Below are 23,263 nucleotides of genomic sequence, written 5' to 3'. Positions count from 1 at the left end.
TGCTGGTCTTCGGGCGTGCGGAGGGGGTCGCGCCCTCAGCTGAAGCTGCTCTTCAGCGCCTCGTTCTCGTGGTGAGCCTTCTTTTCGTAGATCGTGAACAGCGCCATCGAGAGGAGATAGGAGAGGAAGGGATCCCCTATCTGCGTGGCAATGTCGCGGGAGGCGAGCACGTGGCGCTCCAAGGCGCCGATATCTTTCTGTATTGCGGTTTCAGCGAGGCGGTTCATGCTGCCATCTCCAGGAATTGGGTCACGACCGAGCGGGCCGGCACGTGTCTGATATAAAGGGGTAGGGTCAGGCCGAGGGCGGCGCGCATCTTGCACAGCACGCGGTCCGACACCTCGAAGGCGCCGCAGCAGACGGGATACTTGCCGTAACCGTCTGCGCGGCCGAGTTCTTCCACTTCGGCGCCGGCACGTTTGTAGACGCGCTTGAGATAGGGCTCGTAGTTGGAAATCATCGTGTGGATGCCGTGATCGAGCGCGCATTCGCAAAGCGCCAGCAGCATCATCGAGAAGGCGCGGCCGGCGTCGATATTCGGGAAATCCCTGGCGATCGCCTCCTCATCGATGCACATGCGCGTGCCCTCCCAGATGCCCGGCGCAATGAGATTGGCGGCATCCGGAAAAGTCTCGCGGAAGACATCGTAGAGAAGGGTCGGGCCGGTCGTCGGCATCAGGCGCATGCCGCCATAAAGACGGGTGCGGCTGTCGTTGCACCAGACGAGATAGGCGGGAGCGAGCGCATCGTAGCTGTCGCGCTCGTAAGGGCCGACGACGGGAACGTCCCAGCCGAGCGTATCGGCGAAAACCTGCTTGCGCAGGCGAAACATCTGATCAAGTACGGCAGCGTATTTCTGATATTCGTGAGCCTGAATGATTACAAACATCTTGCCCTCCAGCGTTTGCAAGTTCGTGGAGAGCAGAATGGTTCAGACGGGCCGGATCGGAAATTCCCTCAGATGGGCCCCCTCAGATGAGGGGGGCAGAGCATGTCGCGCAAAACTGTGCCGCGGTTTTGCGACAACGACATGCGCCAAACGACGACCTGGCGCACCGGCCCGAAAATCGGAAACGATTTTCGGAAAGCACGATGCGAGGATTCGAAGTTACAGCATCCTTTGCCCGTCTCAAAAGACGCGCGACGCGCTTCAGGGATTGATGATGCGCAATTGCACGGCCCGCGAGGCGGCGGCCGAGATCGTGGCGCAGCCGAGCTTGAAGCGGGCGGTCTTCAGATAGTCGCGCGTCGTGTGCTCGGAAATGCCCAGGATGACCGAGATATCCTTGTAATCCTTGCCCAGCGCCGTCCAATGCAGGCACTCGATTTCGCGCGGCGACAATGCCGGCACCGGATCGTTCTCACCGTGCAGCTCGTAGACCGCCTTGCGATGGATCAGATGGGCGATCTCGATCCATTCGGTGCGGCAGCGGCGGACCAGCTCGGTCCATTCGTCGACCGGTATGCGGGCATTCACCGACAGAAGCGCGCGGCGCTGCGCCTTGTCGGCGACGGGAATGGAGTAGCCGTTGCCGCCAATGCCGTGCTTCTGGGCGTCGACAAGCATGGCATAGGCCTCCGGCGTCGGCTCGACCTCGCTCCAGTCGAACGGCAGCTGGCGTTCGAAGCCCTGCTTGACGATCGGATCGACCCTCACATAGCTGTTCAGGAGATAACGCGAGACCCAGGCATCCGGATAGGTGGTGCGCACGAAGGGCGAATCGATCTTGCTGGCGATCGTCTGGGCGAGGTGGTAGGTGACGAAATCGAGGCCATATTCCGCCTGCAGAACGCGGATGGCGCCATCTACATTGGCCGCAGCCTTGATCTGTTCGAAAGCCGACTCGAACTTTTCGCTATAGGTATTCTCAGTCATTTCCACTGCCCCAATTCCCTCAATCCTACCGCGAGGACCGTCATAAATACAAGGCATCCCCACATATGCGGGGAATGACAATCCAGGCTCCGTCTGCTAGCGCCTTTCCACGAGGAGACCTCATATGGACAGCAGAAGACCATTCGAGATTGCCGAATGCCAACAGGCCGCCAAGGGCCTGAAATCCAGCTGGCAGGACATGGCAGGCTCCGAAGCGCTGATCCGCGCGCTCGTTGCCGAACGCAATGGCGACACGCCGCTGGCGCTGTTCTGGACCGAGGTCCACCGGGCGCTTTGCGTGGAAAACAACGCTTTCTGACATGGCCTGCCCTGGCGGGCGTTTCAGGCTTTTCCCGATATTACAGGATCGGCCGGGCACCGGAATTGGTGCCGCGGCGAGATAAAATCCGTGTCCCGCGAGTGACCACGTTTCATTCTTATCCGTTTCCGATTTTGCGAAGAAAGTGTCGAGCGGCAATGTCGCAGGCGGGTAAGCGGAAAGCCCGTATTCCATGGATTTGTGTCAATATGCTTGATGAAGCGTTTCCAGTGTCCGGGGAAGCGGTTGCACTGTGCCATTGCGGACCCTCCCGCGCGACAGACGCGCTACACCCTCGTTCCGCTCAGGCAAGCCGCGGCATCTCTCCGCCCTCATCCTGAGGTGTCCCGCAGGGGCCTCGAAGGACGAGGCCGGCCACCGCTATCTCCTCCGGTAATGGGAGCTGCGGCTATCACCCGCCCCCGCCCTTCGAGGCTCCGGCCTCTGGCCTGCGCACCTCAGGATGAGGGCTGGTCGTGGTGCCGTGTGGCTAGTGGGTGATCGGAGTGCTTTTGGCTTGGTCGACGGATCTCAGCTTCGCTCCGCCCTCCGGTGAGGCTGGCCGCGCCCTCTCTCCGCCCTCATCCTGAGGCGCCCCGCAGGGGCCTCGAAGGACGAGGTCGGCCACCGGCCACGCGCGCTCACTTGGCCTCGACTGGCCCGCGTTTGGACAATTCCGGCAAGGCCTCGTAATCCATGGCAATCAACGCCTCCTTCTTACGGCGGGACCAGCCCTTGATCTGCCGCTCGCGGGCGATGGCGTCGATGATGCGGTCATAGGTTTCGGTGAAGACGAGTTCGACCGGGAGGCGCTTGGCAGTGTAGCCGTCATAGGTCCCGGCATTGTGCTCCCAGACACGCGCCTCGATCTCCTGCTTGGTGAGGCCGGTGTAATACGAGCCGTCGCTGCAGCGGAGGATATAAACGGTGACTTCCATGGTGGAAGGCTAGCATGGGGAGCGAGTGGGCAGCAATCGTGCGGCGCCGTGAGTGCCCCGCCACCCGCCCTCGTGGTTCGAGACGGCCCTGCGGGCCTCCTCACCATGAGGGCTAGTTGTTGCGCCCTGCTGCCAGACTATCGGAGGCACGGCGGCCTCCGGTGAGGCAAGCCGCACATCTCTCCGCCCTCCTCCTGAGGTACCCCGACCGGGGCCTCGAAGGACGAGGCCGGCCACTGGCGATTAATGTGGCGATGTGGATGAGGCTGCGGGCCTCCTCACCATGAGGGCTAGCTGTTGTGCCTGCTGTTAGACTATCGGCGGCAAGCGCCGCGTTCTCCGATGAGGCAAGCGCGCCTCTCTCCGACCTCATCCTGAGGTGCCCCGCAGAGGCCTCGAAGGACGAGGCCGGCCACAGGGGGCTTCTTGGCAAGGGATGCGCTCCGCAGAAAAGATCAGCCGACCTTTGTCGATGGATTGGCCCAGTCCTGGCATGGCATTTCCGGCCGCTGCGGCTTCGGGCGAAACTTCACCAGCACCTCGCGGCCATCAACGGAGGCCTGGGTGCGTTCCAACGCATTGCGTTCGGCAACCGCCTGGCGCCAGTGATCGTCATCACGCCCTTGCGGGCGGCCCTGTTCTTCCCAGATCGCGTAAGCTCTTTTGCTGATCCATTCGTGGCGTCTGTTGCTCATCTATTCATTCCATTCGTTAAAGGTGTTTATTCCGCAATTCTGTCATGAGTAATTGGTCTGTCGTGGCGAACCGGCAGGCGGCGCTTGGCGGCCATCAGCAGGTCGAGTTCGATCGAGGAGGGGCCAAAGCGGGTGAACAGGCTTTCGGCCTGATCGCTCAGCAGGCCATATTTGGAAGCGAATTCATCAAGGCTGTAGGGCCGGCCGCGCAGGATCCTGCTTCGGCGCTCCGGTTCACGGATTTGCGTCATTGGTGATTACCCCAGACTGTTTTTCAAATGTGAGAACAAAACAGATTACAGCGACAAAAGTTCCGTGAATTTTCAGCGTTTTTTCGCGCGGTCGTGCCATTGCGGGGCAATCTGGAGCTGCGACATAGATTTTCAAGAACGGTCGACGCGGGGAAAATTTCAACTAAAAAATGCAAGAATATCAGCGCGTTATGGAATTCGCTTCCGGGATCGCCGATAAATGGGCTTTACCCCGGCGCGTTAGTCTATAGAATCAATCGTGTTAATCGGTTCGCAGGGGCAGCAAAAACGTTCCGTTCCCCGCGTTGGCGCGACCGATACCGGAGGACTTTGGCTTCAACCCATCAAGAGGAGACAGACATGATGAATGCCCTGCCGCCACTTCATGACGGCCATGCGCCGTTTACCCTCCAGCAGCTGTTTCGCGAAGCGCTCTATGCCTTCGAGGAATGGGACAGCGAACTGACCGAACCGATCGTGACTTACGAAGGACGGGTCATCCCCATCGGCTTCGTTTTCGAAGCGATGCGCGAATGCACAGATATCGTGCCGATGAATATCGTCGGCGCAGTTACCGAACGGCTGACCAAGCCGTGGGAGGGCGAAGGCCCGCTCGACCAGATGACTTTCTCGACGGCGGCGCGTGTCATGCGCGTGCTGGTGCGCAAGCGCCTTCTTGCCAATGGCACGGTTGATCTCGTCGCCGTTTCGGCTCGCACCGCCGAAGAACAGAACCGCGACTGACTGGATGAGGATCGCGGCCATGGCCGCGATCCTTTTCCGCTTCCTGGCGGAACCTCGCCCATTGCCAGCCGTTTTACCGGCAGGCCCGCCGCCAGTGCGGGTGAGGAATGAGCATCATGCTGAAATCCATCGTTCATGAAATCATCGGCGCTCCGCGGCGCGCGCCGGAGCTTCCGCAATCGCTCGAGCAGTTTCGCGACAGAAAGCGCGTGCTGATCATCTTCGCCGATGCGCAGGACGACCGCGCCGTCATCCAGGACGATTGGCTGCGGAACGCGCATATGCGTCTCATCGAGGAAGATGTCGAGGTTTTCATCATTGCCGGCGGCGGTGCTTTCTCGCTGTTCGACGACGGCTCCGAACTCGATGCCGACGATGTCAGAGAGCGGCTGCAGGGGCCGCCATCCGGCGCGTTCGGGCTGATCCTGGTCGGCCGCGACGGCGCCGTGAAGCTGCGCTCGAGCGAGCCGCGGACCGCCGAGGATATCTTCGCGGCCTTCGAAATGCTGCCGAAGCAGACGCCTTGGTAGTGTTTCGACACTCCGCTTGACGCGACACGGAGTGTGGCGAAAGCCGCGCGTCCGACGTCTTGCCTGGGTATCGCTCGACGGTCACTCTTAAAGTTCGAAGGCTTCCTTGAGGCCGAGGCTCTTGCGTTCGCGCAGGTCGAGATCGCCCTCGATATGGGCGATGTGATGCAGCATCAGCTCGCAGGCGCGGTCCAGTTCGTTGCTTTCGATTGCCGAGATGATCTCGCCGTGTTCGGAATGGCCGCAGCTCGAGGCGGTCGACTGGCCGTAAAGCGCGATCACCAGGGACGAGCGGGCAACGAGCTCCTCCATGAAGCGCTGCATGATCGCATTGCCGGATATGACCGCCAGCATCAAGTGGAAATCGCCGGATGCCTTGATCTCGGCGCGGCGCGCCGTCTGGCCACGCTCGCCCATCAGCCGGCCCTCTTCCAGCAACAGCTCTCTCAGATCTCTGAGGTCATCCGGGGTGATCCGCGCCGCTGCCTCACGCAACAGGCCGGGCTCGACCAGGCGGCGGGCTGAGAAAATCTGGCGGGCTTCTTCAGGCGAGGGATAGGCAACGAAGGCGCCGCGGTTCTTTTCGACGTTGACGAGGCCCTCATAGGAGAGCGCCTGCAAAGCGGCGCGGGCGAGCGTACGGCTGACATTGAAAAGATTGCCGACATCGCTTTCGGAAAGCTTGGTGCCGGGCGAAAGCCTGCGTTCGACGATTGCCTCGCGAATGGCGTCGCGGATCTGTTGCGCGCCGGTTTCGGCGGGTTCTTCGGCCTGCTGAGCCGTGGCGGCGGATTTCATGAAATCATTCCCTGATGGCGGGCAAACCATATCCGGCTTCGCGGCAAAAGTTAAATGATTTTGTGCCCGAAATGCCGGTTAAATTGTATACGATTTTTTGCAAAAATTGAGCACGATAGCCTAAATCATGTGCAGACACTGTCGTGCTCAAAATTCTCCTCATGGATCTGTCGTCGGCAAAATCTTTGTTTCACAAGAGCTTGGCGCGGCGTGAGGGAATCTGGCACGGCGGATGCATCGTCTTTTCCGAACAGGGGAAGCATGATGTCGAAAGCGGCAGAGATCGATTTAGTATCCGTTTCGAAGGTCTACGGCGCGACGACGGCGGTCGATGAGATCAGCCTGAAGATTCCGGCCGGCTCCTATTGCTGCTTCCTCGGCCCGTCGGGTTGCGGCAAGACCTCGACGCTGCGGATGATCGCCGGCCACGAGAGCATCTCGTCGGGCGATATCCGGCTCGGCCATACAGTCGTCACCGATTTTCCGCCGGCCAGGCGCGGCACGGCGATGATGTTCCAGTCCTACGCGCTGTTCCCGCATCTCGACCTGATCGACAACGTCGCCTTCAGCTTGAAGATGAAGGGCGTCGACAAGGCGGAACGGCGGGCCAAGGCGCTCGAGATGCTGAAGCTGATGCAGATGGAGTCCTATGCCGTTAGGCGCCCGGCCCAGCTTTCCGGCGGCCAGCAACAGCGCGTGGCGCTGGCGCGCGCGCTGATCACTGACCCGGAAGCGCTGCTGCTCGACGAGCCGCTGTCGGCGCTCGATCCGTTTTTGAAGATCCGCATGCGCGCCGAGCTCAAGAAACTGCAGAAGTCGCTCGGCATTACCTTCGTGCACGTCACCCACAGCCAGGAAGAGGCGATGGCGCTCGCCGATGTCATCGTCATCATGAATGACGGAAGGATCGAGCAGGCCGCGGCACCGCGCGAAATTTTCGAAAAGCCGGCGACCGCCTTCGTCGCCCGGTTCATGGGCGATCACAACGTGCTCACCGGCCGGGTAACGTCGAGCGAGAACGGCGTACTCGTCATGAGCGTGCCGGAGGGGCAGAGCTTTTCGGTGCGTGGAACGGGCAGGGAGATCGGAGAGCCCGTCGATATCGGCATCCGCACCGACCGTGTCCGCTTGCAGGTGGCGACCGAATGGACGCTCGGCTTCGACGGGATCGTCTCCAACATCGAATATCGCGGCTCTTCGGTGAAGATCACCGTTATCGGCGCCGGCAGCGACGATTTCACCGTCATTGCCGACGATAGCGACTATTTCGCCCGTCCGGTCGCCGTCGGCGACGCCGTCTCACTCAGCTGGGCGCTCGAGGATGCCGTGCTGCTCGGCCGCGCTTCCGCTTGAACCACCATCGACAACCAACCTTGCCCATCCAACAAAAAGGGGAACTGGCATGACGACTGAAACCACATCGACCAAGGCGGAAAAGGGTCTTTCCCGCCGCACCCTGCTGAAGACGGGTGCTGCCGCCGTCGGCGCCATTGCCGGCTCCGGCGCCATCACCGGCTTCCCGACAATCTGGGCGAAGACGAACATCACGCTTCGCCAGTTCGGCACCGGTGTTTCGAACATCAATGCCATCGCCGAGAAGTGCAAGGCCGACCTCGGCATCACGCTGGAGATGACGGCGACCGATTCCGATGCCGCCGCCCAGCGCGCCGTCACCCAGCCTGACAGCTACGACATCGCCGACATCGAATACTGGATCGCCAAGAAGGTGTTTCCAACAGGCGTGATGCAGCCGATGGACGTAAAGAAGCTGAAATATTACGACAAGATCGTGCCGCTGTTCATCAACGGCAAGCTGAAGGCAGACAGCGTCATCGCCCAGGGCACGGCGCCGCACACGGTCGGCTTCGTCGAAGCGCAGGGTTCCAAGAAATTCGCCAAGGAGCCGACGCAGTGGATGACGATGGTTCCAACCATCTACAATGCCGACACGCTCGGCATCCGCCCCGACCTCACCGGCCGTCCGATCACCAGCTGGGCCGATATTCTCGACCCGGCTTTCAAGGGCAAGACCGCGATCCTCAACATTCCGTCGATCGGCATCATGGATGCGGCGATGATCATGGAAGCCTCCGGCAAGATCAAATATGCCGACAAGGGCAACATGACCAAGGAAGAGATCGACAAGACGATCGAATTCCTGATCAAGACCAAGGCCGACGGCCAGTTCCGCGCCTTCTGGAAGTCGTTCGACGAGTCGGTCAACCTGATGGCCTCGGGCGAAGTCGTCATCCAGTCGATGTGGTCGCCGGCCGTCGCCGCCGTCCGCTCCAAGGGCATCGCCTGCACCTTCCAGCCGCTCAAGGAAGGCTATCGCGCCTGGGGCGGCGGTCTCGGCCTTGCCTCGCATCTCAAGGGCGCCCAGCTCGATGCGGCTTACGAATACATCAACTGGTACACGTCCGGCTGGGTCGGCGGCTACCTCAACCGCCAGGGCTACTATTCCGCTGCCATGGACACCGCCAAGGAATTCATGTCGGCCGACGAATGGGGCTACTGGATCGAGGGCAAGCCGGCCCAGGGCGACATCCTGTCTCCCGAGGGCAAGGTCATGGAAAAGGCCGGCGCCGTGCGTGACGGCGGCTCGTTCGAAACCCGCATGGGCGCCGTCGCCTGCTGGAACTCCGTGATGGACGAAGACCGCTACATGGTCCGCCGCTGGAACGAGTTCATCGCTGCCTGATGTTTCGGGCGGGGCAGCGTCGTCTTTCGCTGATGCTGAAGACGTCGCTCCGCTCCGCCTCCTCATCTGCCCTTCGGGCATCTTCTCCCCGCCGGGGAGAAGAGGGAGTTCGCAGCGATGCTGCGAAACCAAAGCAAGGTTCGCGGTGGCCCAGGCGCTGCCGCGTTTCTCTTCTCCCCTAGGGGGTCCGAAGGGACGGGTCGAGACCAGTGGCTCGACCCGGGTAAAGGTGCCGGCAGGCGGATGAGGGGGCGGCATGCACCTTCGTTCAACCTGCCGTAATCAGAACGGAGAACCGGATAATGGCGACCATCGCAGCAGAAACGGAAGAGGGCAGTCACGGCGCCCGCGGCAAAAGCTCCTTTCGCCTTTCCCCGTCAGCGATCTCCTATCTCCAGGCGATGCCGCTGATCGGCATTCTCGGCTTCTTCTTCCTGCTGCCGATCGCTATGATATCCGTCGTCAGCTTCTGGGATTACGACTTCGCCGGCCTCTATCCCGATTTCCTGACGATGAACTACACCGACACGCTCGGTTCGTGGGTGACGTGGAAGACCTATCTCAACACGTTGAAATTCACGGCGATCGTCTGGGCGCTGACGCTTCTTATCGGTTTCTGGGTCGCCTATTTCCTGGCCTTCCACATCCGCAAGACCTCGACCCAGATGATCCTCTTTCTCGTCTGTACCGTCCCGTTCATGACCTCGAACATCATCCGGATGATTTCGTGGATCCCGGTGCTCGGGCGCAACGGTCTTGTCAATTCGGCGCTGATCAAGATGGGCATCATCCCGCAGCCGATCGAATGGCTGCTCTATTCCGATTTCGCCGTCGTGCTCGCCATGGTGCATCTCTATACGCTGTTCATGGTGACGCCGATCTTCAACACGCTGATGCGCATCGATCGGTCGCTGTTCGAGGCGGCGCGCGATGCGGGCGCGTCGGGCTGGCAGGTGCTGTGGAACGTCGTCATTCCGCTGGCCAAACCCGGCATGGCGATCGGCACGATCTTCGTTGTCACCCTCGTCATGGCCGACTTTTCGACGGTGCAGGTGATGTCCGGCGGCCAGAGCGCCTCGGTGGCGTTGATGATGAAGAACCAGATGTCGCTGCTGCAATATCCGGCGGCGGCCGCCAATGCCGTGGTGCTGCTTGCCGTGGTGCTTTTGATGGTCGCGGCCATCCTGCGTGTCGTCGACATCCGCAAGGAGCTTTGAGATGAACCACGAAAAACGCGGCCTCGGATTCTATTTGCTGGCGATCTTCTTCGTCATCTTCGTGCTGTTCCTCTACGGCCCGCTTTCGGCGATCCTGATCCTCTCCTTCCAGGGGCCGGACGGCGGTCTGACCTTCCCGATGAACGGCGTTTCCATCCACTGGTTCTTCAACCTGTTCGAGAAGCAGGCGGTCGGCGATTTCGGCGCCTCCTTCCGGCGCTCCTTCACTCTCGGGCTGATGGTGATGGTGGTGACCGTCACCGTGTCGCTGCTCGCCGGCCTTGCCTTCCGCCGCCGTTTTCCAGGTTCGACCGCGCTGTTTTACGCCACCGTCGCAAGTCTCGTGGTGCCTTCGATCATCATTTCGCTCGGTATCGGCGTCGTCTTCCAGGAGGGAGGGCTGGGGCCCGCCTGGTATTCATCGGCCTTCGGCGCGCATCTCACCTGGACGCTGCCCTTCGGCGTGCTGATCATGTTTGCCGTCTTCAACCGCTTCTCGCCGGCCTATGAAGAGGCGGCGCGCGACCTTGGCGCCAGTTCGTGGCAGACGTTCCGTCATGTGGTGCTGCCGATGATCGCGCCGAGCCTGATCGGCGTCGGTCTGTTCGGCTTCACGCTCTCCTATGACGAATTCGCCCGCACGCTGATGACCTCGGGCAGTTACAACACGCTGCCGCTCGAAATCTATGGCATGACCACCAATGTCACGACGCCGGTGCTCTATGCGCTTGGCACGGTGACGACACTGTTTTCCTTCACCATCATTCTCATCGCGCTCGGCATCATGACCATGCTCGGCCGGCGGCAGGCAAAGATAGACTGACATGCGCATCCTCATCGTCAATCCGAACACCACGGCCTCTATGACCGAGAAGGCCGCGACCGCGGCACGCGCGGTGGCTGCTTCCGAAACCGAGATTATCGCCGCCACCTCGCGCATGGGCCCCGTCTCCATCGAGGGCCATTACGACGGCGCGCTGGCGATCCCCGGTCTGCTTAGCGAACTCAAGGACCGGCAGGCGGCCGGCTACGACGCGGCTGTCATCGCCTGCTTCGACGATACCGGGCTGGAGGCGGCACGGAGCTTTGCCGATGTGCCGATCCTCGGGCTTTGCGAATCCGCAGTCGTGACGGCCGGCTTCCTGGCGCAGCGCTTCACCGTGGTGACGACACTCGAGCGGTCGCGGGTGCTGATCGACAATCTGGTGCGCCGTTACGGGATGGGCGACCGCGCCAGGGTGCGCGCCTGCGATATCCCGGTGCTGGAGCTTGAAGATGCGGCCTCGGGCGCGGTCGGCAAGCTCCGGGCGGAGATCGAGCGGGCACTTGCCGAAGACGGCGCCGAGGCGATCGTGCTCGGCTGCGCCGGCATGACCGATCTGGCGCGCGAGTTGCAGGCGATCTACGGCGTGCCGGTCGTCGATGGTGTGGCGGCCGCCGTCAAGCAGGCCGAGGCCCTGGTGTCGCTTAAGCTTTCCACCAGCAAGCGCGGCTCCTATGCCTCACCATTGCCGAAATCCTTCACAGGGGCGATGAGCGGGTTCTCGCCGGCCCAGAGGGTCGGCTGATCCCATGGCGGTGTCCTTCGACTTCCAGCAGCTCTCTGAGCGCGAGCGTTACAAGCTGATGATCGGTACGATCATCCCGCGGCCGATCGCGCTGGTGACGACGGTCGACGAGCACGGCCGGGTCAACGCGGCTCCTTTCAGTTTCTTCAACTGCCTTTCGGCTGATCCGCCGATCCTTGCGATCGGTGTCGAAAACAATGCCGACATGTCGTTCAAGGACACCGGCCACAATATCCGCATGACCGAGGTCTTCACGGTCAACATCGTCTCCTTCGCCATCGCCGAGGCCATGCACGTCTGCGGCGCCAAATATCCCCGCGGCGTCGACGAACTGAAGGAAGCGGGATTGACGGCGATATCAGGCGAGAAAGTAGCCTCACCCTTTATCGCCGAGGCGCCGGCCGCCTTCGAATGCCGGCGGCATGTGACGCTGGAGCTCGGCCGCTCGCGGCAGATCGTCATGGGCGAGATCGTCTATGCGCATTACCGCGACGGGGTCGTCGATCCGGAACGGCTGCATGTCGATCCGGCCGCGCTCGATGCCATTGCGAGGCTCGGCGGCGATACTTGCGCCACCATCCGCGATCGTTTCGAGATGCTGACGCCGAAGCTCTGACACGTGAGGTAGGCCCAAGTTTTTGCTTTACATTTTCGCTGTTGGCGAGAATTGTCTGCAGCGGATTATCGCGGCAGAGGAGCGCTTGCCCATGACAATCGAGGACGATCTCAGCCGGATTGCGGAGCAGGAGAAGGCCCTGAGCTTCGACGCCTTCGACCTGACGACGGCATGGCAGCTCGGCAAACTCCTGCAGGAACTCGCCACCGAGCGCGGCCTCGGCATCGCGATCGACGTGACCCTGCATGCAATGCCGGTCTTCTATGCGGCATTGCCGGGTGTGACGCCCGATAACGTCAACTGGGTCCGGCGCAAGCGCAACATGGTGCTGCGTTATTTCCGCAGCAGTTATGCCTCCGGCCTGAAGCTGAGGAAGGATGGCAAGACGGTTGAGGATAACGGGCTTCCCGACGCCGATTATGCGCCGCATGGCGGCAGTTTCCCGATCAACGTCAAGGGCACCGGCTGCATCGGCGCGGTCACCGTCTCCGGCCTGCCGCAACGCGACGACCACAATCTCGCGGTCGAGGCCCTGGCGCTGATGCTCGCGAAGGATCTGGATACGCTGCGGCTCGCTCCGCTCTGAAGGGTAGACTGCCGTAATTTTGACAGAAAAAAGCCATGAAAACTGCAAAATTTCGTCGCCGCTGCGGTGACGTTGCCTTGGTCCTGCGGTTAAGGTGCGGCATCGCCCTCCTTAACCTTCCCGGGATGCCATGATCCGCTTGTTCTTCGCGCTTGCCGCCGCCATCGGTCTCGGCCTTCTCCAGGCCTCCTGCAACACGCTTTCCAAGGAGGAATGTTTGGCCGCCGACTGGCGGGTGATCGGCGACAGCGACGGTGCTGCGGGCTACGAGCCGCAGCAGCGCTTCGCCGCGCATGCAAAATCCTGCGAGCGGGTCAAGATCGTGCCGGATCAGACGATCTGGTTCCAGGGCTACCAGGCGGGCCTGGTGCGCTACTGCACGCCGCTCAGCGGGCTGGCGCGCGGCCAGGCGGGCAGCGGCTACGCCAATGTCTGCCCGCCGGAAACCGCGTCGGGCTTCCTGCGTGGCTTCAACCTCGGCGGCAAGCAGCACGGGCTGCAGGAGCGCTTCAACGCGATGCAGAACGACTACAGCTCCAAGGAGGCTAATATCGACGAGCTCTCCGACAAGCTTAAGGATGCGAAGGATGGCGACAGGTCGGAGCTGCGCCGGCGGATCGACGATCTGGAAGACGACATGCACGACATCCGCCGCGACCAGCGCGACGTGCAGGACGAACTCGACCGCGTCAACGAGGATGTCGAATGGTTCCAGCGCAACCCAAACGCCGAATTGAGGGCGCCGGGTTACTGAAGCTCAGAGCTTGCCGCCAGCCTCGGCGATGCCTTTCGTCAGGCTGCCGGTTGCCGGGAAAAGTGGGATGAGGCAGGCCTGCAGGGCGTGGTAGATATCGCCCTTGCCGGGGAAGAGCGAGTGCGAGGGAATGAGGTCTTCCGTCAGCTCCTCGTGCCAGCCGCCGTTGTGGTGGTCGATGAAGGCGCGCTCGATGACGTTCCAGATCTTGCGGTAGCTGTCTTCGTGGAAATCGCTCGGAAGGTGTTCGTTGAGGAAGTGGGCGGCGGCGGCACCCTCGCAGGCCGGCCACCAGAGCTTGTTGCGCTTGGCGGGCTTGTCGTCCCAGTCGAGTGTATAGAAAAAGCCGCCCTTGTCATTGTCCCAGCCGAGCGCCATGGATTGCGCGAAAAGCGCCTTGGCCGCATCCGGCAGCCATTCGATGCGTTTGCCGCCGAGCGTCCAGAGCTGCAGGATCAGGCGGGCCCATTCCAGCCAGTGACCGGGCGTCGTGCCGGCCGGGCGGAACATTTCGTTCGGATGATAGTATTGCTTGTCGAGGTTCCATTCGGCGTCGAAATGCTCGGCGACGCGCCAGTCGACCGAACCGGCCTGCCGGCGGATGACCAGATCGGCGATGCTTTCGGCCTTGGTCAGGTACTCTCTGTCGCCGGTGGCTTCGAAGGCGGCCATCAGCGCTTCGGTCAGGTGCATGTTGGAGTTCTGGCCGCGATAGGTGCCGCCATCGAGCGGCTGCCAGTCGGCGGTGAATTCCTCGGCGATGGCGCCGTGCTTTGCTTCCCAGAACTTGGTGTTGAGGATCTCGGTGATGTCGTCAAGCATGCCGTCGGCAAGCGGATGGCCGATGGTCTTGGCGGAGGAGGCGGCCAGCAGCACGAAAGCGTGGCCATAACCCTGCTTGTTGGTGTCGACTGGACCGTCATTGTTCAGTGACCAGAAATAGCCGCCATTCTTCCGGTCGCGATGCTGGTTCCAGAGATAGTTCATGCCGTGATCGACGAGGTCGCTGGCACCCGGGCGGCCGAGCAGCGTGCCGATCGAGAAACAATGCACGGCGCGCGCCGCGATATGGACGCCGCGAACCTGGCCTTCGGCGTCGAGAGGTCTGCCGGTATCGTCGAGATCGTAGAAGCCGCCCTTGGGGTTGCGCGAATTGTGCTGGAAGAAATCGAAGAGGCCATTTGCCTGGTTCAGCAGCCAGCCGCGATGATAGGCGCGGCTCGTCCAGTTTCCAAGCACGGGTGCCATGACATTTCCTCCGATTTCGTGCGCGATGCTTTTGAAATGCCTATATAGAGGCCATTCGAGTCTGTCATGGGGCCAGGCTTGCAAAGCACGAAATCGATAGGCATATATTGACATAAAGATATCTTTATGTGATGTGGACTGTCTGGTCTTACGACGTCAAGGAGCCCTCCCGTGTTTGACAACCTCTTTGGTCCGGAAACGGGCAAACGTGACGGCAATGAAGTTTTTGCAGCTTTGAGACAGGCTGCGAGCGAGCGCATCCTTGTTCTCGACGGCGCCATGGGCACTCAGATCCAGGGACTCGGCTATGACGAAGACCAGTTCCGCGGAACGCGCTTCATCGGCTGCGCCTGCCACCAGAAGGGCAATAACGACCTTCTGATCCTGACCCAGCCAGATGCGATCGAAGAGATCCATTACCGATACGCCAAGGCCGGCGCCGATATTCTCGAGACCAACACCTTCTCCTCGACCCGCATCGCGCAGGCCGATTACGCGATGGAAGGCGCGGTCTACGACCTCAACAAGGAAGGCGCCGAGATCGTGCGCCGCGCAGCACAGCGCGCCGAGCGCGAGGATGGCCGCCGCCGGTTCGTCGCCGGCGCCATCGGACCGACCAACCGCACCGCCTCGATCTCACCCGACGTCAACAATCCCGGTTTTCGCGCCGTGAGCTTCGACGATCTGCGCATTGCCTATGGTGAGCAGATCGACGGGCTGATCGACGGCGGCGCCGACATCATCCTGATCGAAACGATCTTCGACACGCTGAATGCCAAGGCGGCGATCTTTGCCTGCGAGGAGCGCTTCGAGGCCAAGGGCGTGCGCCTGCCGGTGATGATCTCCGGCACGATCACCGACCTTTCCGGCCGCACCCTGTCCGGCCAGACGCCATCGGCCTTCTGGAACTCCGTGCGCCACGCCAATCCCTTCACGATCGGCCTCAACTGCGCGCTCGGCGCCAACGCGATGCGCCCGCATCTGCAGGAGCTTTCCGGCGTCGCCGACACCTTCATCTGCGCCTATCCGAATGCCGGCCTGCCGAACGAATTCGGGCAGTACGACGAAACGCCGGAGCTGATGGCGGCGCAGATCGACAGCTTCGCCCGCGAAGGTCTGGTCAATATCGTCGGCGGCTGCTGCGGCTCGACGCCTGAACATATCAGGGCAATCGCCGAGACCGTCGCCAAGTACAAGCCACGTGCGATTCCCGAGCATCGCCCCTTCATGTCGCTGTCGGGTCTCGAACCTTTCGAGCTGACCAAGGACATTCCCTTCGTCAATGTCGGCGAGCGCACCAACGTCACCGGCTCGGCCCGCTTCCGCAAGCTGATCACCAATGCCGATTACACCGCAGCGCTCGATGTGGCGCGCGACCAGGTCGAGAACGGCGCGCAGGTGATCGACATCAACATGGACGAGGGGCTGATCGATTCCGAGAAGGCGATGGTCGAGTTCCTCAACCTGATCGCCGCCGAGCCCGATATCGCCCGCGTGCCCGTGATGATCGACTCGTCGAAGTTCTCGATCATCGAATCCGGCTTGAAGCGCGTTCAGGGCAAGCCGATAGTCAATTCGATCTCGCTGAAGGAAGGCGAGGAGAATTTCCTCGCCCAGGCGCGGCTGTTGCACAATTACGGTGCGGCCGTCGTCGTCATGGCCTTCGACGAGACGGGGCAGGCGGACAGCTACGAGCGCAAGGTGGAGATATGCACACGCGCCTATAAGCTTTTGACTGCAAAGATCGGTTTCCCGCCCGAGGACATCATCTTCGACCCGAACATTTTCGCGGTCGCAACCGGCATTGAAGAGCACAATAATTACGGCGTCGACTTCATCGAGGCGACGCGGACGATCCGCGAGCGCATGCCGCTGGTGCATATCTCGGGCGGCGTCTCCAACCTGTCCTTCTCGTTCCGTGGCAATGAGCCGGTGCGCGAGGCGATGCACGCCGTGTTCCTCTACCACGCCATCCAGGCGGGTATGGACATGGGCATCGTCAATGCCGGCCAGCTTGCCGTCTACGACAATATCGATCCGGAACTGCGCGAGGCCTGCGAAGACGTGGTGCTGAACCGCCGTCCCGATGGCACCGAGCGACTGCTCGAAGTGGCCGAGCGCTTCCGTGGCGCCGGCGCCAGGGAGGGCCGGGTCCAGGACCTCTCCTGGCGCGAATGGAGCGTCGAAAAGCGCCTCGAACATGCGCTGGTCAACGGCATCACCGAATATATCGAAGCCGATACCGAGGAGGCGCGCCTGCAGGCTGCCCGGCCGCTGCATGTCATCGAGGGACCGCTGATGGCCGGCATGAACGTCGTCGGCGATCTGTTCGGCTCGGGCAAGATGTTCCTGCCGCAGGTGGTCAAGTCGGCGCGCGTCATGAAGCAGGCGGTCGCCGTGCTGCTGCCCTACATGGAAGAGGAAAAGCGCCTCAACGGCGGCGAGGAACGTCGCTCGGCCGGCAAGATCCTGATGGCGACCGTCAAGGGCGACGTGCACGATATCGGCAAGAACATCGTCGGCGTCGTGCTTGCCTGCAACAATTACGAGATCGTCGACCTCGGTGTCATGGTGCCGGCGACGAAGATTCTCGAAACGGCGATTGCCGAAAAGGTCGACATCATCGGACTTTCAGGCCTGATCACCCCGTCGCTCGACGAGATGGTACACGTCGCGGCCGAAATGGAGCGGCAGGGTTTCGAGATCCCGCTTTTGATCGGCGGGGCGACGACCAGCCGCGTACATACGGCCGTGAAGATCCATCCGGGCTACAACAAGGGGCAGGCGGTCTACGTCACCGATGCGAGCCGCGCCGTCGGCGTCGTCTCGGCGCTGCTGTCGCCGGAGGCACGCCAAGGCTATGTCGACGATATGAGAGCCGAATATGCCAAGGTGGCGGCCGCCCACGCGCGCAGCGAAGCCGAGAAGGTGCGCCTGCCATTGCCGCGGGCCCGCGAGAATGCGCATAAGGTCGATTGGTCCGGCTACCAGCCGACGAAGCCGCAATTCTTCGGCACGCAGGTGTTCGAGGATTACGATCTGGGCGAGCTTGCCAGATATATCGACTGGACGCCGTTCTTCCAGACCTGGGAACTGCGCGGCCGCTACCCCGCCATTCTCGAGGACGAGAAGCAGGGCGAGGCAGCCCGCGCGCTCTGGGCCGATGCGCAGGCGATGCTCAAGAAGATCATCGACGAGAAGTGGTTCCGCCCGCGCGCCGTCATCGGTTTCTGGCCAGCCGGTGCTGTCGGCGACGACATCCGCCTGTTCACGGACGAGAGCCGCAGCCAGGAGCTCGCCACCTTCTACACGCTGCGCCAGCAGCTTTCGAAGCGGGACGGGCGGCCGAACGTGGCGCTCTCCGATTTCGTCGCGCCGGTTTCGAGCGGCGTGCAGGATTATGTCGGCGGCTTCGTGGTGACGGCTGGGATCGAGGAGATCGCCATCGCCGAACGCTTCGCGCGGGCGAATGATGATTATTCCTCGATCCTCGTCAAGGCGCTGGCCGACCGCTTCGCCGAAGCGTTTGCCGAGCGCATGCATGAGCAGGTGCGGCGCGAATACTGGGGTTATGCGAAGGACGAGACGCTTAGCAAAGAGGATCTGATCACCGAAGCCTATGCCGGTATCCGCCCGGCGCCCGGTTATCCCGCCCAGCCGGATCACACCGAAAAGGCAACGCTCTTCACGCTGCTCGATGCGGAGACGGCGGCCGGTGTGAAGTTGACGGAGAGCTACGCGATGTGGCCCGGTTCCTCGGTCTCCGGCCTCTATATCGGCCACCCCGACTCCTATTATTTCGGCGTCGCCAAGGTGGAGCGCGATCAGGTGGAAGACTATGCCAAGCGCAAGGGTATGGCGGTTTCCGAAATCGAGCGCTGGCTCGGACCGGTGCTCAACTACGTGCCGCGCAAGACGGGCGAAGAGATCGAAGACGCGGCGTGAGAAGCTGCCTGCGTTGTAACACTTTGCTTTGGGAAACAATGAAGCCGGACAGTGATTCACTTTCCGGCTTCATGCGTTTGAAAATGAACGTGTAATCAGCGGTGGACGGAATCGCTCCTCCTGGATTTGGCAAGATCAAGAAATTTCGCCTTGATCGTTGCGAAAAGCCCGGGCGGGATGAAGCCGTAGGCGAATATCCCCTCGCTGCCTGGCACGGGCGAAAGCCCGCCATTCGGCCATTCGTCGATGTTATGTTCGGAGACGATGACCCAACTCGGAGCGTCGTCCAGACCGATTGCGTGCTTCACCTTTGGCGGGATTTCTATTCCGACCGTTTCGCCGGACGGCGGCGTGTGCGTGATCGGCAGCAGAATGACGTAGCGGGGATTGGCTAGACTATCGCTTGCCGCGACGAGGCAGGCGGGCCTGTCCTTGCCTTGATCGCGACCCGCCGATGCTTCGCGCAACCACAGGTAATCATAGCGCACGACGAGGCCGGGCTTCGGTTCGGGAATTGACCCCATGATGCGTTATTTCAGTAGTTCATCGAGGGGTGTGTGGGCAGCATCCATCTCCGCTCTTTCGACGGCATCGATGACAACGGACAAGGCATCGGCTGTCCTATGAGTCCGTTGCGCAGCGGCCTTCAGCCAATCATACTGCTCGGCTGACATCAGCACAAATTCACGGCGGCCATGACGCGTGATCTCGACGGGTTCGCGTTGCGCTTGATGCTGAAACTCGCCGAATTTTCGCTGAAATTCCAGAGCCGTGGTCCGTGCCATGAGAAGTCTCCCAACGTTGATCTCCGAACTATACGTATAATTTGGATAAGTTCAAGCCGTCAGGTCACCCCGATCGTCAGCTCGGCGACGAAATCATAGGCGTCGCCGCGATAAAGCGAGCGGGTGAATTCTACGGCGCGGCCGGAGCCGAGATAGGAGATACGTTCGATCGACAGGCCGGCGGCGCCGACGGAGACGCCGAGAAGCTGGGCGTCGGCTTCCTTCATGTTGGTCGCCGAAATGCGCTGCACGGCGCGCACGGGCCGGACCTGCAGGCGTTCGAGCTCGGCGTAGAGCGAATTGGTGACGGCGGACGGATCGGGCAGGAATTCGCCAGAGACGCTGGCATTTTCGATCGCCAGCGGCTGCTCGTCGGCGATTCGCAGGCGAGAGAGGCGCGAAACCTTCACGTCCGTGCCGAGGCCAAGGATCATCATCTCGTCCGGCGAGGGGGTGTGAACGCCCTTGTGCAGCCATTCGGAGCGGGAGGACATGCCGCGCCTCGCCATGTCCTCGGTGAAGGAGGTGAGCTGCGACAGGCGCTGCTCGACCCTGGAGACCGGCTTGGCGACGAAGGTGCCCGAACCGTGGCGGCGCACCAGCAGGCCGTCAGCGACGAGCTCGTCGATCGCCTTGCGCACGGTAACGCGGCTGACGGCGGCGAATTCGGCGATATCGCGTTCCGGCGGCAGCGCATCGCCGTGACCGAGCGTTCCGGTGCGCACGGCTTCTTCGAGCCTGCGGCGCAGCTTGACGTAGAGCGGGCCCGTGCCTGCTGCCTGCAGGCGCTCCAGGGACAGTAGGGTGGCGAGGTCGTCGGTCATGCCGCACCTCTCTGCCTGTCGTTGAGGAGCTTCACCGCAAGTTCCACCGCACCCTGCAGGGCATCGCCCTTCGGCCTGGCAAGCCGTGACCTATAGCGTTCGGAAAGCCACGGTTCATAAGCTTCCGCAAGCCCGCCAAGCAGGCAGATCGACGGGCAATCCGGCCAGAGCAACGCGTCCAGGCTTTCGCCGATTGCCGTTGCCGCATCCGTGACGATGCCGATCGCGACGGCATCGCCCTTGGCCGCATGGTCGAATACGATGGGCGCGTAACGGGCAAAATCCGTCGGTCTTGCCGAATGTGCGAATTCGACGATGCGTTCGGGATCGTTGCCGTATTCGGCCATGACCGCTTCGGTGAGCGGCGACGCCGGGCGCACGCTGTCATGGGCAAGTAGCGATCGTTCCATGAGATCGCGGCCGAGACGGGCGCCGCTTGCCTGGTCGCCGACAATAAAGCCCCAGCCGCCGATGCCGTTCAGCCGGCCGTTCCTGCGGGCATTATAGACCGTACCTGTGCCAAAGGCGCCGACGATGCCGTCGGCATCGCCGAGTGCCCCCTGCAGGGCAATCAGCGCATCGGTGACAACTAGGCCTTCGGCAAAGGGCAGGGCTTCTTCGATCCGCCTGCCGTAATCGCCGACATTGGCGCCGGCGACGCCGACGACCGATGCAACGGAGGAGATGGTTTCAGCGGCCAGGCCCGCGTCGCGCAGCGCCTGCCGGGCGGATTCGACGACATTGAGAAGGGAGTTTTCCAGATCGGACAGGATGTTGGCAGGGCCTGATTTGCCACGGCCGATGATATTGCCATCTCTGTCCGCGACAGCCGCCCGGCAGCTCGTTCCGCCGCCGTCTATGCCGATTGCAAGCTCTGTCATCGGGCCTCCGAATACGCCGTTCCCCATGTTTTTTATTACAATACCAAAAAAATACCATTTACCAAGTGGGAATGGTAGAAAAAATATGTCTTTTTATCATATTGATATTATTGAATAAAATTTTTTAGTGATTTTAATCCAGCCGAAAAGTTAAATTCGGCTGGACAATTGGTATTTTGTTGGCCTTAATTCGTCAAAAGGGAACAGCACATCGAAGCCCACGAAAACCGGCAGCGAAACCAAGCCGGAACCGCTTCGAGGATGATCGAGAGAACAACCCGTCGGCCGACAGGCTGGTGGCGAAGCTCAGACATCCATCGGCTTTCCCATCAATTTGCCGCGCCCGATGCAAGTCGCCGGAGGCGGCCCGGCCGCAGGCAATCGCCTTCGCGGTCATCGAGCTTTCGGGGCCGGCAGTCGCTGGCGGTCCTCCAAGGGGCATTGGGTGTTTCCTCGGGCACACCAACTGCTTGTTTCAGATCGAAAACAGCGCCTTCCGGCGCTTAAAACACAGGAGAGGGAAATGAAAAACACTGCTCTGAAAAGCTTGCTGCTTGCCTCCAGCCTGCTGAGTTCAGCGGGCCTCGTCCATGCCGCCGACGTCACGCTGACGGTCGAAAGCTGGCGTAACGACGACCTGCAGATCTGGCAGGAGAAGATCATCCCGGCCTTCGAAGCGAAGAACCCGGGCATCAAGATCGTCTTCTCGCCGACCGCGCCGACCGAATACAATGCGTCGCTGAACGCCAAGCTCGATGCCGGCTCCGCAGGCGATATCATCACCTGCCGCCCGTTCGATGCCTCGCTTGAACTCTTCAACAAGAAGCAACTCGCCGACATCACCAGCCTGCCGGGCATGGAAAACTTCTCGCCGGTCGCCAAGGCCGCCTGGAGCACCGACGACGGCAAGTCGACCTTCTGCGTGCCGATGGCTTCGGTCATCCACGGCTTCATCTACAACAAGGATGCCTTCGACAAGCTCGGCATCTCCGTGCCGAAGACGCAGGACGAGTTCTACGCGGCGCTCGACAAGATCAAGGCCGATGGCACCTACATTCCGCTTGCCATGGGCACGAAGGACCTCTGGGAAGCCGCCACCATGGGCTACCAGAATATCGGCCCGAACTACTGGAAGGGCGAGGACGGCCGCGCCGCCCTGATCGCCGGCAAGGAAAAGTTGACCGACGCCGACTGGGTCAAGCCCTATGAAGAGCTTGCTAAGTGGAAGCCTTATCTCGGCGACGGTTTCGAAGCGCAGACCTACTCCGACAGCCAGAACCTCTTCACGCTCGGCCGTGCGGCGATCTATCCGGCCGGTTCGTGGGAAATCTCGTTGTTCAACAGCCAGGCCCAGTTCAAGATGGGCGCCTTCCCGCCGCCGATTCCGAAGGCCGGCGACACGGGCTACATCTCCGACCACCCCGATATCGGCGTCGCGCTAAACGCGAAGAGCACCCATGCAGAGGAAGCCAAGAAGTTCTTGAGCTGGGTCGCTTCGCCTGAATTCGCCGATATCTATGCGAATTCGCTGCCGGGCTTCTTCAGCCTGAACTCCAACCCGGTGAAGATGTCCGATCCGCTTGCTCAGGAATTCGTTTCCTGGCGCGGCCCGTACAAGTCGACCGTGCGCTCGACCTACCAGATCCTGTCGCGCGGCAAGCCGAACCTGGAAAACGAGACCTGGGTTGAATCGGCCAATGTGATCAACGGTACGGATACGCCGCAGGTCGCTGCCGAGAAGCTCCAGAAGGGCCTCGACAGCTGGTACAAGCCGGCCAAGTGAATGGTGTGGAGGGGCCGCGTTTGCTGCCCCTCCCATCCGGCCTGCCTTCCGCTTTCTCCGCACTTCAGGGGAGAAGGAGACTCGCAAGGACCTTCCAGCCCGACATGGCATCCAAGCAGGGCGCGTTGCCTCTTCCCTCAGGCGGAGAGAGGGTTGGGGAAGGCGAAACGTTTTCCATCTGTGCTGCCCTTGCAGCCAGTCGAC

25 protein-coding genes are annotated in these 23,263 nt (G+C 61.6%); 13 read left to right on the top strand and 12 right to left on the bottom strand.

Annotated features, from left to right (window positions below; all coding sequences use genetic code 11):
• Positions 1 to 35: 35 nt before the first annotated feature.
• The 3 genes from J3O30_RS15680 to J3O30_RS15670 form a co-directional block, all read right to left on the bottom strand.
• The gene (locus tag J3O30_RS15680; protein WP_003593249.1) at positions 36 to 227 is read right to left on the bottom strand and encodes a hypothetical protein; all 192 of its coding nucleotides are present in this window, start codon (positions 225 to 227) and stop codon (positions 36 to 38) included.
• Positions 224 to 889 (bottom strand): acyl-homoserine-lactone synthase, encoded by a 666-nt coding sequence (locus J3O30_RS15675; protein ID WP_207581197.1) that lies wholly within the window; start codon positions 887 to 889, stop codon positions 224 to 226. The genes J3O30_RS15680 and J3O30_RS15675 overlap by 4 nt, the downstream gene beginning before the upstream one ends.
• A gap of 261 nt (positions 890 to 1,150) precedes the next feature.
• Positions 1,151 to 1,876, bottom strand: a complete 726-nt coding sequence (locus J3O30_RS15670; RefSeq protein ID WP_207581196.1) for a LuxR family transcriptional regulator — start codon at positions 1,874 to 1,876, stop codon at positions 1,151 to 1,153.
• A gap of 124 nt (positions 1,877 to 2,000) precedes the next feature.
• On the opposite strand from J3O30_RS15670, the gene J3O30_RS15665 reads away from it, so the two are divergent.
• On the top strand, positions 2,001 to 2,195 hold the full coding sequence (locus J3O30_RS15665; protein ID WP_207581195.1) for a hypothetical protein: 195 nt from the start codon (positions 2,001 to 2,003) through the stop codon (positions 2,193 to 2,195).
• Positions 2,196 to 2,836: 641 nt separating this feature from the next.
• Here the strand turns inward: J3O30_RS15665 and J3O30_RS15660 are convergent.
• The 3 genes from J3O30_RS15660 to J3O30_RS15650 form a co-directional block, all read right to left on the bottom strand.
• Complete coding sequence (locus J3O30_RS15660; RefSeq protein WP_207581194.1) at positions 2,837 to 3,133, bottom strand: GIY-YIG nuclease family protein; 297 nt, start codon at positions 3,131 to 3,133, stop codon at positions 2,837 to 2,839.
• Positions 3,134 to 3,588: 455 nt separating this feature from the next.
• The gene (locus tag J3O30_RS15655; RefSeq protein ID WP_207581193.1) at positions 3,589 to 3,828 is read right to left on the bottom strand and encodes a DUF2934 domain-containing protein; all 240 of its coding nucleotides are present in this window, start codon (positions 3,826 to 3,828) and stop codon (positions 3,589 to 3,591) included.
• 26 nt (positions 3,829 to 3,854) lie between these two features.
• Entirely contained in the window at positions 3,855 to 4,079 is a 225-nt protein-coding gene (locus J3O30_RS15650; protein ID WP_207581192.1) for a hypothetical protein, read from the bottom strand.
• 360 nt (positions 4,080 to 4,439) lie between these two features.
• Between J3O30_RS15650 and J3O30_RS15645 the strand changes: the two genes are divergently transcribed.
• Positions 4,440 to 4,823, top strand: a complete 384-nt coding sequence (locus J3O30_RS15645; RefSeq protein ID WP_207581191.1) for a hypothetical protein — start codon at positions 4,440 to 4,442, stop codon at positions 4,821 to 4,823.
• 116 nt (positions 4,824 to 4,939) lie between these two features.
• The gene (locus tag J3O30_RS15640; protein WP_207581190.1) at positions 4,940 to 5,353 is read left to right on the top strand and encodes a DUF4174 domain-containing protein; all 414 of its coding nucleotides are present in this window, start codon (positions 4,940 to 4,942) and stop codon (positions 5,351 to 5,353) included.
• An 87-nt stretch (positions 5,354 to 5,440) separates the two neighbouring features.
• Here J3O30_RS15640 and J3O30_RS15635 read toward each other — a convergent pair whose 3' ends face one another.
• Entirely contained in the window at positions 5,441 to 6,151 is a 711-nt protein-coding gene (locus tag J3O30_RS15635; protein WP_207581189.1) for a GntR family transcriptional regulator, read from the bottom strand.
• Positions 6,152 to 6,415: 264 nt separating this feature from the next.
• Between J3O30_RS15635 and J3O30_RS15630 the strand changes: the two genes are divergently transcribed.
• From J3O30_RS15630 to J3O30_RS15595, 8 genes are all read left to right on the top strand, one after another.
• A complete protein-coding gene (locus J3O30_RS15630) occupies positions 6,416 to 7,504 on the top strand; it encodes an ABC transporter ATP-binding protein (protein WP_207581188.1) in 1,089 nt (362 codons plus the stop codon).
• A gap of 49 nt (positions 7,505 to 7,553) precedes the next feature.
• Positions 7,554 to 8,852 (top strand): PotD/PotF family extracellular solute-binding protein, encoded by a 1,299-nt coding sequence (locus J3O30_RS15625; RefSeq protein WP_207581187.1) that lies wholly within the window; start codon positions 7,554 to 7,556, stop codon positions 8,850 to 8,852.
• A gap of 302 nt (positions 8,853 to 9,154) precedes the next feature.
• Positions 9,155 to 10,069 carry an ABC transporter permease gene (locus J3O30_RS15620; protein ID WP_207581186.1) on the top strand — a complete coding sequence of 305 codons (915 nt, stop codon included), beginning with the start codon at positions 9,155 to 9,157 and terminating at the stop codon, positions 10,067 to 10,069.
• Position 10,070: 1 nt separating this feature from the next.
• Positions 10,071 to 10,892, top strand: a complete 822-nt coding sequence (locus tag J3O30_RS15615; protein ID WP_207581185.1) for an ABC transporter permease — start codon at positions 10,071 to 10,073, stop codon at positions 10,890 to 10,892.
• A gap of 1 nt (position 10,893) precedes the next feature.
• On the top strand, positions 10,894 to 11,637 hold the full coding sequence (locus J3O30_RS15610; RefSeq protein ID WP_207581184.1) for an aspartate/glutamate racemase family protein: 744 nt from the start codon (positions 10,894 to 10,896) through the stop codon (positions 11,635 to 11,637).
• 4 nt (positions 11,638 to 11,641) lie between these two features.
• Positions 11,642 to 12,253: a flavin reductase family protein gene (locus J3O30_RS15605; RefSeq protein ID WP_207581183.1), complete on the top strand. Its 612-nt coding sequence runs from the start codon at positions 11,642 to 11,644 to the stop codon at positions 12,251 to 12,253.
• 91 nt (positions 12,254 to 12,344) lie between these two features.
• On the top strand, positions 12,345 to 12,839 hold the full coding sequence (locus J3O30_RS15600; protein WP_164011818.1) for a heme-degrading domain-containing protein: 495 nt from the start codon (positions 12,345 to 12,347) through the stop codon (positions 12,837 to 12,839).
• Positions 12,840 to 12,969: 130 nt separating this feature from the next.
• Positions 12,970 to 13,593, top strand: coding sequence for a DUF2799 domain-containing protein (locus J3O30_RS15595; RefSeq protein ID WP_207581182.1), 624 nt, complete (start codon positions 12,970 to 12,972; stop codon positions 13,591 to 13,593).
• Positions 13,594 to 13,596: 3 nt separating this feature from the next.
• Here the strand turns inward: J3O30_RS15595 and J3O30_RS15590 are convergent, their stop codons facing one another.
• On the bottom strand, positions 13,597 to 14,841 hold the full coding sequence (locus J3O30_RS15590) for an AGE family epimerase/isomerase (RefSeq protein WP_207581181.1): 1,245 nt from the start codon (positions 14,839 to 14,841) through the stop codon (positions 13,597 to 13,599).
• Between the two features lie 171 nt (positions 14,842 to 15,012).
• Between J3O30_RS15590 and metH the strand changes: the two genes are divergently transcribed.
• Positions 15,013 to 18,786, top strand: coding sequence for a methionine synthase (gene metH, locus J3O30_RS15585; protein WP_207581180.1), 3,774 nt, complete (start codon positions 15,013 to 15,015; stop codon positions 18,784 to 18,786).
• 95 nt (positions 18,787 to 18,881) lie between these two features.
• On the opposite strand, the gene J3O30_RS15580 is transcribed toward metH, so the two are convergent.
• Genes J3O30_RS15580 through J3O30_RS15565 form a run of 4 tightly spaced genes read right to left on the bottom strand, consistent with a single transcriptional unit; the run spans position 18,882 to position 21,276 of the window.
• Positions 18,882 to 19,310 carry a hypothetical protein gene (locus J3O30_RS15580; RefSeq protein WP_207581179.1) on the bottom strand — a complete coding sequence of 143 codons (429 nt, stop codon included), beginning with the start codon at positions 19,308 to 19,310 and terminating at the stop codon, positions 18,882 to 18,884.
• 6 nt (positions 19,311 to 19,316) lie between these two features.
• On the bottom strand, positions 19,317 to 19,571 hold the full coding sequence (locus J3O30_RS15575) for a type II toxin-antitoxin system prevent-host-death family antitoxin (protein ID WP_207581178.1): 255 nt from the start codon (positions 19,569 to 19,571) through the stop codon (positions 19,317 to 19,319).
• A 59-nt stretch (positions 19,572 to 19,630) separates the two neighbouring features.
• Entirely contained in the window at positions 19,631 to 20,395 is a 765-nt protein-coding gene (locus tag J3O30_RS15570; RefSeq protein WP_207581177.1) for a GntR family transcriptional regulator, read from the bottom strand.
• The gene (locus tag J3O30_RS15565; protein ID WP_207581176.1) at positions 20,392 to 21,276 is read right to left on the bottom strand and encodes an N-acetylglucosamine kinase; all 885 of its coding nucleotides are present in this window, start codon (positions 21,274 to 21,276) and stop codon (positions 20,392 to 20,394) included. The genes J3O30_RS15570 and J3O30_RS15565 overlap by 4 nt, the downstream gene beginning before the upstream one ends.
• A gap of 523 nt (positions 21,277 to 21,799) precedes the next feature.
• Between J3O30_RS15565 and J3O30_RS15560 the strand changes: the two genes are divergently transcribed.
• A complete protein-coding gene (locus tag J3O30_RS15560; RefSeq protein WP_207581175.1) occupies positions 21,800 to 23,059 on the top strand; it encodes an ABC transporter substrate-binding protein in 1,260 nt (419 codons plus the stop codon).
• The last annotated feature ends 204 nt before the right edge of the window (positions 23,060 to 23,263 follow it).

It is taken from the genome of Rhizobium sp. NZLR1 (assembly GCF_017357385.1).
In the GTDB taxonomy this organism is placed as follows: domain Bacteria; phylum Pseudomonadota; class Alphaproteobacteria; order Rhizobiales; family Rhizobiaceae; genus Rhizobium.
The sequence above is the reverse complement of the archived record's forward strand: the minus strand, read 5'-3'. Positions and strand labels throughout refer to the sequence as shown.